Annotated in this window: 17 protein-coding genes; 5 read left to right on the top strand and 12 right to left on the bottom strand. The window is 43.7% G+C overall.

Going from position 1 to position 14,402, the window contains the following annotated elements; translation table 11 throughout:
- Positions 1-8 precede the first annotated feature (8 nt).
- Entirely contained in the window at positions 9-401 is a 393-nt protein-coding gene (locus R7190_RS13175) for a hypothetical protein (RefSeq protein WP_086047431.1), read from the top strand.
- Between the two features lie 40 nt (positions 402-441).
- Here the strand turns inward: R7190_RS13175 and R7190_RS13180 are convergent, their stop codons facing one another.
- The 4 genes from R7190_RS13180 to R7190_RS13195 form a co-directional block, all read right to left on the bottom strand.
- Positions 442-1,446, bottom strand: coding sequence for a metal-dependent hydrolase (locus tag R7190_RS13180; protein WP_086047432.1), 1,005 nt, complete (start codon positions 1,444-1,446; stop codon positions 442-444).
- Positions 1,447-1,774: 328 nt separating this feature from the next.
- Positions 1,775-2,233: a hypothetical protein gene (locus tag R7190_RS13185; RefSeq protein WP_005388759.1), complete on the bottom strand. Its 459-nt coding sequence runs from the start codon at positions 2,231-2,233 to the stop codon at positions 1,775-1,777.
- 93 nt (positions 2,234-2,326) lie between these two features.
- Positions 2,327-3,355: a phospholipase A gene (locus R7190_RS13190; protein ID WP_017820977.1), complete on the bottom strand. Its 1,029-nt coding sequence runs from the start codon at positions 3,353-3,355 to the stop codon at positions 2,327-2,329.
- Between the two features lie 225 nt (positions 3,356-3,580).
- On the bottom strand, positions 3,581-4,084 hold the full coding sequence (locus R7190_RS13195) for a DUF2938 domain-containing protein (protein WP_017635322.1): 504 nt from the start codon (positions 4,082-4,084) through the stop codon (positions 3,581-3,583).
- 84 nt (positions 4,085-4,168) lie between these two features.
- On the opposite strand from R7190_RS13195, the gene R7190_RS13200 reads away from it, so the two are divergent.
- The gene (locus R7190_RS13200) at positions 4,169-4,576 is read left to right on the top strand and encodes a helix-turn-helix domain-containing protein (protein WP_021707542.1); all 408 of its coding nucleotides are present in this window, start codon (positions 4,169-4,171) and stop codon (positions 4,574-4,576) included.
- A gap of 72 nt (positions 4,577-4,648) precedes the next feature.
- On the opposite strand, the gene def is transcribed toward R7190_RS13200, so the two are convergent.
- The 5 genes from def to R7190_RS13225 form a co-directional block, all read right to left on the bottom strand.
- Entirely contained in the window at positions 4,649-5,155 is a 507-nt protein-coding gene (gene def, locus R7190_RS13205; protein WP_017635324.1) for a peptide deformylase, read from the bottom strand.
- Between the two features lie 234 nt (positions 5,156-5,389).
- A complete protein-coding gene (locus R7190_RS13210; RefSeq protein ID WP_017635325.1) occupies positions 5,390-5,854 on the bottom strand; it encodes an ABZJ_00895 family protein in 465 nt (154 codons plus the stop codon).
- A 538-nt stretch (positions 5,855-6,392) separates the two neighbouring features.
- On the bottom strand, positions 6,393-7,838 hold the full coding sequence (locus R7190_RS13215; RefSeq protein WP_186585350.1) for an AGE family epimerase/isomerase: 1,446 nt from the start codon (positions 7,836-7,838) through the stop codon (positions 6,393-6,395).
- 113 nt (positions 7,839-7,951) lie between these two features.
- The gene (locus tag R7190_RS13220) at positions 7,952-8,488 is read right to left on the bottom strand and encodes an AAA family ATPase (RefSeq protein WP_186585351.1); all 537 of its coding nucleotides are present in this window, start codon (positions 8,486-8,488) and stop codon (positions 7,952-7,954) included.
- 290 nt (positions 8,489-8,778) lie between these two features.
- Entirely contained in the window at positions 8,779-10,122 is a 1,344-nt protein-coding gene (locus tag R7190_RS13225; RefSeq protein ID WP_186585352.1) for a magnesium transporter, read from the bottom strand.
- Between the two features lie 215 nt (positions 10,123-10,337).
- Here R7190_RS13225 and R7190_RS13230 point away from each other — a divergent pair, with 215 nt between their 5' ends.
- On the top strand, positions 10,338-11,213 hold the full coding sequence (locus R7190_RS13230) for a universal stress protein (RefSeq protein WP_186585353.1): 876 nt from the start codon (positions 10,338-10,340) through the stop codon (positions 11,211-11,213).
- Between the two features lie 43 nt (positions 11,214-11,256).
- Here the strand turns inward: R7190_RS13230 and R7190_RS13235 are convergent, their stop codons facing one another.
- Positions 11,257-11,646, bottom strand: a complete 390-nt coding sequence (locus R7190_RS13235; RefSeq protein ID WP_047101463.1) for a MazG nucleotide pyrophosphohydrolase domain-containing protein — start codon at positions 11,644-11,646, stop codon at positions 11,257-11,259.
- Between the two features lie 26 nt (positions 11,647-11,672).
- Complete coding sequence (locus R7190_RS13240; RefSeq protein ID WP_186585354.1) at positions 11,673-12,101, bottom strand: PaaI family thioesterase; 429 nt, start codon at positions 12,099-12,101, stop codon at positions 11,673-11,675.
- Positions 12,102-12,312: 211 nt separating this feature from the next.
- Here R7190_RS13240 and gloA point away from each other — a divergent pair, with 211 nt between their 5' ends.
- Together gloA and R7190_RS13250 are read left to right on the top strand one after the other, a co-directional pair.
- A complete protein-coding gene (gene gloA / locus R7190_RS13245) occupies positions 12,313-12,699 on the top strand; it encodes a lactoylglutathione lyase (RefSeq protein WP_186585355.1) in 387 nt (128 codons plus the stop codon).
- Positions 12,700-12,710: 11 nt separating this feature from the next.
- Positions 12,711-13,811, top strand: a complete 1,101-nt coding sequence (locus R7190_RS13250) for an alkene reductase (protein WP_054866340.1) — start codon at positions 12,711-12,713, stop codon at positions 13,809-13,811.
- Positions 13,812-13,928: 117 nt separating this feature from the next.
- On the opposite strand, the gene R7190_RS13255 is transcribed toward R7190_RS13250, so the two are convergent.
- Positions 13,929-14,204, bottom strand: coding sequence for a nitrogenase-stabilizing/protective protein NifW (locus R7190_RS13255; protein ID WP_104980619.1), 276 nt, complete (start codon positions 14,202-14,204; stop codon positions 13,929-13,931).
- Positions 14,205-14,402: the final 198 nt, after the last annotated feature.

Genomic DNA, 14,402 nt, shown 5'->3' on the forward strand with positions numbered 1-14,402 from the left:
GCACCGATATGAACAGCGAAGCGAAACAACTATTTTCTTATCTATGTCAGCGATACGATGCGCTTTCTCAAGAGCTTGAGTCTCGCCCTTTTCCTGAATTTTCTGAGACTATTACTCATCCTCTTGGGCACTGTTTAGTCCGTTGCCCAGCAGGTAGCCAACGCTTTTCTATTGTAGCAGTCAACTTTGCACCCTCCATTCGCGGGCAAGGCGTGCTTACTGCATTTATCGACTACATCAAAAGCAATCCTTACCACTACCAAGGTGTTGAGGTTGCAATCATTGAAAACAAGAACTTAGCTAAACGGCTTTTGTCTCTTGGCTGGAAGTACAAGTCCCTGTTTGGCAAAATTTTCTTCGCTAGCAAGCCGACCCTAGTAAAGGACTTTCAGTCTACGTAATGGTTATTACGACACCGCATCGGTATCCAAAGTAAAGCCATCACTCAAAATCCGTAAGCATGTTGAAAAAAACTTGGCGATCTTCTGCAGTACTTCCTCGATGAGCAGTGTATTCAACGTGCGCGTCTGCGCTGGCTTTTGGGGATAGATTGATGCCCCATAACGCATTAATTTGATTTGGTACGATGGAATAACGCATATCAACAATTCGCATTTCATTATTCGGATCCTTCGCTACAAAACCGTTTGAAAACCAACGGAAACGTTCGATGTCTTTTGCTTGTTGCGATTGCGGGTTTAGCCACGGAAATTGCTCTTTTATATTTAACTTTGGAGTTGATTCGCCAGGGTAAATTTTTATTGAACGCCCCACCCTTACGGCATCTACATAGTAGCTCTCTTCCGTTTCATAAATTAGTTTCCAAACCAAAAGATTGCTGAAACTTGGTTTGGCTTTTAATTGTATAGCGTTGTGTTGTCGCTCTTTGACGATTTCCCAACCAGCTACTTCTGCTCTATCTCGCTGGATCATTCCAAGACTTAGGTAAGCCAGGCACCATAAAAATGCAATGCGGGCATAGTTTGGGCTTCGCTTCAGTGCAACAAACAAAAGCAATATTAAAATAGGGAGTGTGAACGCGGGGTCGATTACCGAAATAGTGTTCCAAGCATAACGCGTGTTGCTTATCGGCCATAGAAGCTGTGTTCCATAACTGGTGCATGCGTCTAATAACGCATGGGTACTATAACCAAGCGCGCAGTAAAACCAACTCTGCCGGAAGCTTAGTCCTCGCTTTTTTGCGAACAATGGATACAACACCAAAGCACAAATGAAACTACCAAACGGGATAAACAAGAGCGAGTGAGTAAATTGGCGATGGTATTCCAAATACAGCAAAGGATCAGTTGAAGAACGGATGAGCACATCTAAATCCGGAGCCATCCCAGAGACCACGCCCAACACGCCAACAACTGCAAGGTTTCGCTTGTTGCTCACGGCCAGTGGCAAAGCTGCACCCAATAAACCTTGCGTTAACGGATCCATCGTTCACTTCCTTTAGATAGATGAAGCTCAGCTGGAAAGCGTACACGCTCAATAGTCGGTTCCAATTTAAAAACCAGAAGGTTCTTCGACATAAATTATCCGCATTTAAGTGGAAAACAATACACGACTTAGTCATGCATTTGCTTGTTTAGCAACAAACACCTTGATTTAGTGTAAGAAGGAATCACGCCGTTCGCTAGTGAACGAACAAATCTGAGTCTAGGCTTGTTTGGTATTTCAAACCCGAAGGTTTATCTGACGCGAAAAAACAAGGCGAACCAAATGGCTCGCCTTGTTTCTAATTTACTGAACGATAAACGACAGGTGTTTAGTCTTGAGGATTCTCTTTCGCGTTGATTTCAGCGTAAGTGTGCAGCAGCTCCGTCAATGTTTTTACCCACGCAAAAACATCCGAAGGTGCATTTTCGATTAGTTTTTCCACTAGAGCACAGTGTGTTTCTAGCGTGATGGCCTCTTCCAAACGGAATGAGATCGCGTAGAAATGCCAAAGCACCAATCGCGTCATTCGCTCGCTATTTTGCTTTGCGTTGTCTGAGTCATCAAACGCTTGTTGAATTTCACTCAGTGCGATTGCTGTCATGCGTAGCATTGCATCAAGACGTGCAGACAACATGCGGTCTTCACTATCCACTTCTTCTTGATCAAAAGTGAACAGCTCATTCATCACGTCTTCTGGCACCATTTTACTGATCATACGAGCACTAAACTCTTCCAGCTCATGGCGAGGCATAGTTACAAGACAATCGAAGGTGTAATCACGAAGCATAAAATCACTCTAGGTTAGAAATCAATTTCAGCCTCGCATTCTAAATATTGAAATTTCAATTGCCAGTGTTAATTTCTATCCATCTACGAAAAACTACAAAACACCGTTGATTGCAATACCAACACCAATCCGCTGCTGATTATGATCATAGTCGATCAAACTCTTACCATAACCCGCTGAGTATTGTGCGTACCCCTGAACTTTGCCCCAAATCGGAAATGACACACCGAGTTCTGCAAAACCCTTATGTGTTTGAAAGTTCTGGCGACCTAAAAAGGTAAACTCGTAACCATTCCACTTGTAAGCACTCGATAGCTCAAAGTGTCCCATATAGTCTTCGATATCCGGGTTATCATCACCTTTGGGATCATTAGGCGATGTCTTTTCATCTTCAGGTATACGCCACCAAGGCTGGATAGAAACCGCAAAATTGTCTTTTGCAAAGGTTAAGTTGGCATAGACACGGTTCCAACTGCGCGATAGCTCCTGTCTCTGACCGTTAGACTCATGTTCAATACCAAAACCTAACCAAGTCGAACCATCAAGTGGTTTCCAGTCTGTTGGGGTGTAGTAAAAAAGCTCTGGACGATAATTGGTTTCACGGAATGGACGAGATGCTGCCCCCGTGTATACCTGCCAAAATGATTTAAGAGTCATTCCAAAAAACAGACCATCGCCATCAAACAACAAGTCATCATAGTTCATTGGTACTTTAAAACTGATTTGGAACTCCGCCTCTTCCTTACGCAGTTCATCGCCGTATTTGGTGTCGGCATACGCGCGTTTATTTACACGATCACTGTATGTAAACGGAAGAATATAGTTAACGCGATGCGCGACTAGGCTAAACGGTTCGAACGCGTTTTCTCGTTCTGATTCCAAACGCTTGTCGACCAAGCTTTCCTGAAGTTCTTCAGGCTCTTCAATTTCTGGATCTGCGGGCACTGTGCTGGTTACTGTGTCAAGCTCACACTGCGCGCGAATGCTCTTTATGGTTTCCTCACCTTTGCTTTGCTTTATTTTGTCTAGCAAACATAAATCATAAGCACTGGCTGTTTCTCCCATCGCAACTGGCGCTGCCAATAAACTCAGTATTGATATCCCTGCCACTTTTGAAGCCATCTGAAACCCTTAATATTCTTTATGTCAAACCAAATAATTTTAGTTTTTCTTGGTAAACCGCTTGCCATTCTGACGTTAAGACAATGTTAAATGTCCGCCGACTTTACATCTTGGATAAATGCAACAGACTTCGAACATATCGGCCAACTATGAGCAAAGCGCAAAAACAACCAAGAGTTGAGCATCATAGATAAAAACCACTCGTTTGCATGATGCTCATGTTCTCTATGCAAAATACTGGCTCGTAACTTTGATTGCAAACCCGGCTATGAATAAACCCAAACCAAAACCCAAATGCGCCAATGTGCTAAGAAAACGGGCTTTCCAAGGTGTTGGGGTTTTACTCGCAGCAAAACCAAATCCTAGACAAGGTTGAATGACCAAAAATGGGAAGATCAACGTTACCACGCCTGTAATTAAGCTGGGCATTAGACTGGGCTCTACCAACCAATGATGACCAAAAACAGTAACGTGAGCCAAAGCGAAAGTAACGCCGATGGCATAATGAAAAAACCAGCCCAGTGACTTTTCTCCCGGCATCGCCTCCGACGCCATAATTGGCGCATGCATAAACTTTCCTTGGGGCATGTACAAAACCCAGCGCGCAACCAACGCATAGTTTAATGAAGGAATTCCAAACACTCTCCTTTGTAACCATGCCCATAAATCCATTATCAAAGTGGCACCAATCCCTATTAGCACCGCTTGCAATCCCATTAAAAGCAGCATTTTTCTCTCCTCAAGTTTTTGATTTGTTAAGGTCTTAGTTGCATGCTACAACTTAAAGCCAACTTGAAGTCAATGGGGAATAATATGGATATTGCAGAAGTGGTTAGAAAATCAGGATTGCCGACTTCAACGCTCAGGTACTACGAACAGCTGGGGTTAATTCGCTCGATAGGAAGGAATGGATTGAGACGCCAATATTCACCAGAGGTACTCAATACACTCAATTTAATTAGTTTGGGGCGTATCGCTGGAATATCGCTTAACGAAATGGCAGAAATGTTGAATCAATCAGAAGTTTCAAAGCCATATATCGATCGTGACTTACTAACAAAAAAGGCACTTGAGATTGATGAGCAAATAAAACGTTTGAAAGCGGTGCGAGACAGCCTAAACCATGTTGCCACCTGCCCTCATGAGTCACATATGGACTGTTCTTCATTTCAAAGGCTTATGAAGGTCGTAAAGCGTTATGTCCCCCAAAAACAGAGATAAACCGCTCTCACTACCTTCCTATTCTTGATTTAAAAGGAAGTAACTCGACATGGAGGGTTACTTCCTCTCATATTACTTAGCTTTCGCTTTTACGTACTTCTTCACTTTTTTCATCGCCATTTTTTGCTTCAGCGGTGAAAGGTAATCAATGAACAAGTTACCAGATAGGTGATCAATTTCGTGCTGCATCACAATCGCCAAGAACTCATCGCTCTCGATTGTAATCGGGTTGCCATCACGGTCTAGTGCAGAAACAACAACTGACGTGTAACGCTCTACATCTGCGTAGTACTCAGGAACAGAGAGGCATCCCTCTTGACCAAGTGCTTTGTTTTCTCCGCTCACCACTTCTGGGTTAACCAAGATTAAAGGATCATTGCGTTCGTCAGAGATATCGATGACAACAACCGCCTCTTTTCTGCCTACTTGGGTTGAAGCTAAACCGATACCATTGCCCGTTGCGTAAAGTGTTTCTAGCATATCGTCTATCAGCGTTTGTACTGTCGATACATCAGTGACTTTTTCTGCTTTTACTTTAAGCCTTGGATCTGGAATGGAGAGAATTTCGAGGACTGCCATACTTACCTTTCATATCTATAAATCGTAATTCGTGGCGAATTATACACACGTTTCTCGATACATAAACCTGCTAAGCTATCTTGCGCACAAGGCATAAACCATTAACTCAAACGACAACACAATAAATGGGTTTGCCTTTTAAACAAAAAATCCTACAAACAGGAAACTAAAACGCCAGCACATTATGGCTGGCGTCTTGTCATGATCCTAATTGAATCGTTTGTTGTATTTTATCTACTGACTTTCCTTGGCTTTGAGTAACACTCTAATCGCCATTTTCTCACCACTTTTTAAAATTAAGTAGGCGATGCCAATCGTTATTAGCATTATGATAGCAATAAAAATACTTACCCCACCGAGCTCAGATAATAAATAAAACGGAGAAATATCTAACGACATTAAGATAAGAGAGAACACTACCAAACTTGCTAAAGTCCACAGTAAAACAGCATACCATCTTGTTTTTGATGGCATTACATCTCCAGTCTTGTAGCCGAAGTAATAACCAACACTCATGGCTGGGATTAACGTGCTAAGAAAGCCTGTACCACTCATTTCTATCCCAACAATATATTCAATGGCCAACAGCAATGCAGCCCAACAAACGGACGCCAGACACAACAGAGACGTAACAAGAAGTACCGATGGTGGCTGGTTTATTTCTGATTCTGAATAGTTATTTTTTAATTCCACTTTCATTTCTTTCCATTTATTTGAATAAAATAAGCGTTTTAGATCATGCTTCCGCTTGGACAACCTAGAGAAACAACACCACAAGAAATACAACTTGTAGCTTTTTAAATAGTTTTATTTTCATTTAACCTAGATTCCAACTAACTGTTATTTTTAATAACTAAACCCTCTCTCTCAAATTGTATATTCAATAAGTTTACTCATATGGACCCAGTGCAACCATGTTAATACGTTCTATGTATCAGAAACAATTCATTTATTTCCAATGACACTAGTGAGATCATGCGACGTGATTGGAATCTCACTTAAGTTTTCATGGACCTATAGCGCTGAAAATTGAAGCCTCTACCTGTCATAGAATAAAAAGCCGTCAAAACCAGTTGGTTCTGACGGCTTTTTATAAGTGCCCAGGGATCATTACCTACACAATTACTGCTTGAAGCTTATCTAGTGACAGACCTAGATAGCTAATAGTCATCCTTGCTATCGGAGGACTTTATTGGCTTTTACGCGGACTTTAACTAACACATCACCATCGACCAACCTAAGGTCGAATATTGGTGAATGTCGCGATGGTGACTCCATCACTTTGTGACGACAACGATTTTACGTCTGCGCTAAAGTAATATGGATTAAGTGGCATTTTACTCTCGGCTAGTCGCGCGTAGTAAAGCTTGGCGGGCTGTTTTGCCATTTGTTGCGCGTACAAATACCCGACCAACGCATGTTCAAACTGGTGGTAACCATTTCCCCAATGGAACGCTTTGGTTGACTTAGGACTCAGACCGACTCCTCCATATTGATGATCCACCCATACGTCCATAAAAGTGGGTAACGTGTATTGAAGCGTTTCTTTCATCGAACCATCGACAAGAGAAACTGTCATTGCCGCTTGATCGAGCTCTGCCCATTCCCAAGACGAGCTATAGTGCTTGTATGGTCTTGATTGCCAAGCAGGAATGCTCTCTTGCGTCCATTTACTCTGCCATTCTGGTGAGAAAAGCGCTTTGACTTGCTCAAAGTTTTGCTGGTATTGCGCTTGCTTAAGCGTGTGTTTCATTCCTTTGAAACCAAACTCTGTCCACTTTGAATTTTCCAACAACTGACCTGTCAGATACGTCATCCAATACGCCTTGATGGTGTGTCCAAAATCATTGTGTTTCGCATTTGGCATCATTACCGCTTTGTGGTGTATCGCGCCATAAAAGCGCTGCTCTTTGACGGAATGGTAGTTATCTATCATCACTTGCGTCAGCCACTCCAGATCTTGTTTCCACTTGGCTTGCGCTGGTTCTGGTAAAAGTGGCGCCGTTAACAACAGGTAGCCATTAATTTGGTCAAGTTGAGCGACTAACTCTTGCTGCTTCGCACTTTCCCCATCACCGTCTTTCAAAACCCAAGCCAGACCGCGATCATCGCTTCGTCGGTATTGTTTAAATATAAACGCTTGCTGGTCGATAAGCGCTTGTTCGACCTTTGGATCTTGCGTTAAGTAGTAGTACATCGCCAACCCCACCAAGGCGTAAGCTTGGTCTTGAGAAGTTCGTTGTTGCCACTCCATCCCCGGTTTTCCACTACGCGTAAAGCTCACGAAGCCGCCGTTTTTCTCATCTTGTAGATGATCAATCAGGTAATAAGCCCCTTTCTTTGCCAACTCTAATGCTTGCTTGTCACCCGTAAGATGAAAAAGTACGCCATAAGCGTAAGTTTGGCGCGATTTCATGCGGGTGTATTCGCGATCGAAGTGCGGGCTAATCCACCCTTTGTTTAATTCTTCACACGGCTTTTGTGGGTCGAGAATGACACCGTTATCACAACGAAAAGTCGGAAAATTCCCCGCAGGTTGTCCATGCGCGCTTTCCATCATCCAATATGGGGCTAGGCCATTCGTCACATGGTTTAACCAATCATCCCCCGAAGGCAGGCCTACATCAGCAAAGCTGCTCATGCTCGTCGTTGCGAGCAATAAGGTAAGATATTTAAAAGACATAACACTCAATTAAGTTATTGAATTTTATCCAGTATAAATAACTCCCTTTACGCATATTGTCGTCGTGGTCACAATCGCCTTACGCATTTGTTTGCATCAATCATCTTTCAGCCTTACTCGATGATTGAGCCGCGAATAAACGCTACTCTGTCTTCGACTGACATTTTGGGCACTTCGATCAATTGATAACCAAATTTGTGATAAGCGCTGGCCATCTGTTGATACGTAGCCACCGCTTCAGAAAAATCTTGCTTTCGCTCTTCGTCGTTGCTGAATATCGATGCCCAAGGTGGAAAAATGAATACTTGAGAATGATAACGAAGCGTCTGGCAATGCGTGATGAGCTCATGCGAGATTGGCAGTTGTTCCAACTTACTGTAGCCATATACGTCCACAATACTGCGATCAAAAAACACATTCCCTTGGTGGACATTGAAAGCTCGGTAATTGCTCACTTCTGCCTTCATCATTTCGTCTCGAAAAGCTTGTTTGTCATTCCAAGGTAATGCTGAACCGTGATTGGCAACCTGCGTTTGTATTATTTGACGGCCGGTTTCTGGCGCGCAGATAAAGCCTTGTGTTTTTAGTTGTTCGATAACCGAGGTTTTTCCTGCACCGGGACCACCAGTGAATACAATGAGTTTGTTCAAAATCTTTTCCTTATTTTTTGTTTGAGTGAAGTAATGCGTGTACAGCCAAGAAAATGGGCATCATCTGGCGTTTGAAATTGGAATTTGGCACGCTAACGTTAAGCGAGGATCGGTAGTGGGAAATTTGGGGAATAGAACTGAGCAGTGAAGAGATTTACAAAGTAAGAACCGAAACGACGTGTTCATCGGTTATGGAAAACGGAGGAATGCTGAGCGAAGCAAGCTCGCCCAAAATACTGGGTTGGGAAATGGTGCGATTGGTTCTGCTGGTTAACGCGTCAATTGGATATCTATATCAAGAAAATGGCACCTAAGCCTAAGAACGCAAAGAAACCGACGACATCGGTAACGGTCGTCAATACTACCGAGCCAGCCACGGCGGGGTCAATGTTAAACTTCTTCAACGTGAATGGTATCAACGTACCCGATGCCGCGGCCGCCAAACTATTGAGGAAAATGGCACAGCAAATAATAAGTGCCAATGGCCAAGAATCAAACACCATATAAACGACACCCGCGATCACCAATCCCATAATTAAACCATTAATGGTGGCGATTTTTAATTCCTTATTCACCAATAGCTTCAAGTTACTTTGGTGCAAGTGGTTTAGTGCGATACCTCGAATGGCCACCGCTAAGGTTTGGCTACCCGCGATGCCGCCCATGCTCGCCACGACAGGCATTAAGATCGCAAGCGCAACGACCTGCTCGACCACATTATCAAAAAGCCCAATGATGGCGGAGGCTACGAAAGCGGTCAGCAAGTTAATCACCAACCAAAGTGCTCTTAGCCTTGTCGCCACGCTTAATGGTGTGAACAAATCTTCTTCGCTTCGTACGTTTTCTGCCACTACGGCTTGCAGGCTGAGTTCGCGCAACGTAATCGCAATGGTCGCCATCGACAAGACGCCCATAATTTTGCCACCAGCCATGATAGGAAACCAATGTGCTCCACCATCAATCGAGACTTGTTTGCTGACGCTTTGAATCGTTTGAATATCTTCTAGAATTGGCGTAACTACGGTCAAGTCGGTAAGTTTGATATGATTCTCGTGCAGCAACAGGGTTTGCGGCTCTATCGTACCAATCACACCACTTGCATCACGCACAATAATCAACCGCACTGGACTTTGCCCGCGTTTTAGCAGCTCGGTTTTGATGCCTCCTACGCTGTTTTTAGGGTTTGCGACCAGAAAGTGAGGCTCGGCATAACGTCCAACTTTGTTGTCTTCATACGACAATGCTTGTTGGATATGCGCGACAGACTCTTCACTTTGATCAATAAGGTATTCATCTACAAATTCGGTCGGTAGAAAGTCCGCAAAGATGATCAGTTCTGAATCCGTTATGTACGTCAAGCGTTCATGTTGTAAGTCTTTATTGAGTGATTGATGAATGTGCTTGGCGGTGTCGTATCGGAGCAAATTTAATACCGTCCAATACTTCTCAGGCGGCACTGCTTCTATGACACGTTTACGGTAAGCAATGTTGACCGATTCCAAAATGTTCGCAATCTGTGCTTCTTGATAGTCTTTCAAAAAGCTCAAGTCTTCGGTCGATTCTATCGCTTTAATGATCTCAGCAAGCAAATGTGGCACTTTGCGGTTAATTTGCAATTGGTTGGAATCTATCATTACTTTTACCTATAGCTTTCACTACCACATTCGCCGCATTGACGATATGTGCTATCCGAAGGCATGAATTCTTGATGTTAAAATTCTAGGCGATAGTTGACTTAATTGCGGAATTTATATTTCGCTCGCAGAAACAAAACGCCTCTGCATCAGTTCATGGTATAGACTTGAATGTGTGTCAGGCTCATTCGCCTTGTTTGATAATGGAGTAATCAATGGCACCTGTATTTTTTCTGACTCAGCAGGCCGCCTTACCAAGTCGTAAGGTGCTTCGTAAAGTGATTCAATTTTCGACAGCGTTGGCTCAGCCTATTGTGGTTTTAGTGGAAGACCATCGCCGAAGTGAAGATCACGCATTCGCTCATTTTCTCAGTTTCAACTCTGACCATATAAAAAAAAGACAAGCTGAGTTTGAAGCTTGGACCTTAAAGTTCAACGCATTAGTTGTCGAACTTTGTGAAGAAGAAGAGCTTGAAACACCAACGCTCTCTTACGAGCATTTCAAAGGGAGCCATTGGGTTGAGCAAGTTGCGAAACGACTTGTTGACCACACTGACTTACTGCTCGTGGGACACTTTAACAAACACGAGATTCAAACGATGCTCACAGAACTAGCACAACAAGATTGCGACTTGTTGCTACTGAGTGAGCGTTCATGGCCTTCTCACGCCAACATGCTTTGTGCAATCGACCCACTTCATCGAGGGGATGAAAAGTCGATAGTAGATAAAGCCATCGTCTCGCGAGGCTCAAAATTAGAACAAACCTTAAGCGGGAAAATGACGCTCGTTTACTGCCGATACGTCGCGCCATACCTCTCTCGCTATCGTGCAGAGATATTAAGCAATCAAAAAGCAGGCATTACAGATTTTATTACTGCGCAAAAGTTAACGCGAGTTCCATTACTATTACCGGAAGGAAACCCTGAAACGGCGTTACCAAAAGCAGTTAAGCAATCACAAGCAGCGATTTTGATTATGGGTGCATGTAAACGAAGCATGTCATCCCAATTTTGGTCTGGCAGCACTGTAGACACGTTACTTGACCAACCACCTTGTGACCTACTGTTGGTCAACAGCTCCAAGGGCTGACTAGGTATTCCCTATTAACCTATCCTTTCAATACCAAGCGCAGTTATTGGCTCTTTACATCTTCTAACTGCGCGGCTTCATGTTCCGCGTTCAAGGCTTGTTTCTGCTGCTGTTTTATCTCATCCCAACTGCGTCCCGATTCAATCGCAGATACACGCTGCTCGTATTTAGTGCAGGCTCTTTCGAGTACTTTCTCAGGATCTATACCCTTTTCTCTTTCCAGCGCTTTTAATACGTTAAGGTAGTTCCACAACACATCGCCTAACTCGTCTTCCAAATGACAAAGGCGATCCTCGCGAATCTCTTCGCGGACTTCATCAACTTCTTTGCCAATGGCCTCCAGATAAGTCTCTACGCCTTTAAACCAAGTATTGGTTTGGTCATATTGAGATTTTCTCGTCGCAATTGCATACAGCTCATCAAATTTCTTCATTGCCTCTCCGTAGAACACGTTTTTATTTATGCCTTTTTAGGACGAATAAACTTCCCTTTAGCCGTCACTCTAACTTCGCTTTCGACCCGCAATTGAGCCACCAGTTGATATATACCGCGTCGTTCACCTTCACAGAGTGCGGTAATCGTGACTCGATCATTTAACTGAATAGGTGCATGGTAGCGCACATCCAACTGCGCCGTAAGGGCTTGAATGTCTCTAGATAACAAACAATGCGTCATTGCACCATCGAGAAGCGAACTGGCAATACCACCATGCAACAGGTCTGTGTAACCTTGATGACGCGGTAAAACGTGAAACTCTCCGACAACAGAACCATCGGCTAGGTATTGGTAGTTCACGGCCAAAGAGTTCGGATTCACATTAATTGAAGAACAAACCGCACATTGATGATGAGATTCGTGAGTGTAATGACAATAGCTGTTTGTGGACATGATAGTTACTCGGTTTCTCAAAAGAGTAATTAGCATATGCCAACAATTAAAAAGAAACGGCGAGTAATCTTTGTTTGCATGTTGCAGGGCCAGCAACCTCGCTTTTCATAACACTAAATAATCATTTTAATAATTAACGATAATTTCCAGTTTATTTAGAGTGGCGATATGGTTTGCATAGTGATTACGCAACGTTATGAAAAGGCGACTTATGAAGTTTCTCCACACGATGATCCGTGTAGCTGACCTAGACAAATCTATCGAATTTTATACAAAAGTTCTGGGAATGAGTGTTTTGGATCGTTTTGAAAACCAAGAATACCGTTACTCACTGGTGTTTGTTGGTAACCCTGATCAACCAGATGGCGCGACCATCGAGCTAACTTATAACTGGGATACCGACAGTTACGACTTGGGTAACGCATTCGGACACATGGCACTGGGGTCTGAAGATATTTACGCCGCTTGCGAAAAAATTAAAGCGCTTGGTGGCAACGTTACTCGCGAGCCAGGTCCAATGAAAGGCGGAGAAACTCACTTCGCGTTCATTAAAGATCCCGATGGTTACCAAATCGAACTCATCCAAACTCAAAAATAACGAGGTTTCCTATGACAGACGCATTATTTCAACCCATTCAACTTGGCTCTCTCTCATTAAAAAACCGTATCGTTATGCCTCCGATGACGCGCTCTCGTGCTTCTCAACCAGGTAATATCGCTAACGACATGATGGCGACCTACTATGCTCAACGTGCTGAAGCGGGCCTAATCGTTGCTGAAGGCACACAAATTTCGCCAATGGGTCAAGGCTATGCATGGACACCAGGCATTTACAGCCCAGAGCAAATTGCTGGCTGGAAAAAAGTAACTGATGCAGTGCACGAGAAAGGCGGCGTTATCTTCGCGCAATTATGGCACGTTGGTCGTGTGACTCACCCTGATAACATTGGCGGTGAGCAACCTATTTCTTCTTCTGCGCTAAAAGCAGAAAACGTGAAAGTATTTGTCGATAACGGCACAGACGAACCGGGTTTTGTCGACGTGGTTGAGCCACGTGAAATGACCAAACAAGACATCAAGAACGTTATTGAAGAGTACCGCCAAGCCGCACTAAACGCGATAGAAGCCGGATTCGATGGTATCGAGCTTCATGCAGCGAATGGCTACTTGGTTAACCAGTTTATCGATTCTGAAGCGAATAATCGCACCGATGAATACGGTGGTTCCATTGAAAACCGTCTGCGTTTTCTTGGTGAAGTGGTAGAGGCGATGACGCAAGCTATTGGCGCAGAGCGTGTTGGTGTTCGTCTTGCACCATTCACTTCGTTAAATGGCACCGTTGATAGTACGCCAGTCGAAACCTACACCGCCGCTGCAGCGCTGCTTGATAAACTCAATGTGGTTTACATTCACATTGCAGAAGTGGATTGGGACGACGCGCCAGACACTCCGCACGACTTTAAAACCGCAGTTCGTGAGGCGTATAAAGGCACACTGATCTATGCCGGTCGTTACAACGCAGAAAAGGCGCAACACGCGATTGAAAGTGGTTTAGCCGACATGATTGGCTTTGGCCGTCCGTTTGTTGCAAACCCAGACTTACCAAGCCGCATCAAGCATGGCTATCCGCTGGCAGAACATGACCCTGCCACATTGTTCGGCGGCGGTGAAAAAGGCTTAGTGGACTACCCTGCGTACCACGCGGGTTAATTCATCTACGTAAAGCTGATTCGCAACTCGCGATAAACCAATAGCGAAACCAAAAGAACCTTGCTCTTCCCCCTGTAACGCCAAGATGCAGGGTTCTTTTTAGGCAAGCCACCAGAATTAACGTCTTTGACAAGATGTACAACCTCGACACGCAGAGCGCGTCGTTTTACTGAGCAAACTGCGTTGTACTTTACAGTAAGCATTCTTTAAAGCACGACGACCTGAAAACCAATCATCCGGTTTAGTGAGGATTAAGTAGCCGTTAAACCTCTTAACCAACTCGGTTCGGTTGTTTTCGATAAATCGGCTATCAAACTCGATGTCGAAGTAATCCAAAGCCTCTTCGATACAAGTAAAGCTGGCAATTTTTTCCTGAATCGTATTCTCTGTCATCGTTTCTTTAGCGTAATCATTTTCAATGAAGTCTAAGTTCCTCGCGCTTTACGTTCTTTGATTTAGCGCTTCTTAAGATCATTCTTTATGGGGTTTCCATATTGAAATTCAATTTGGGAATTCGTTAACCCACCTAGCATTTTCATTTTGACAATCACTTTAAGGCACTGATTTAAATAAACATTATTTCTGGTTCAT

Source organism: Vibrio sp. 1078-1, assembly GCF_033340475.1.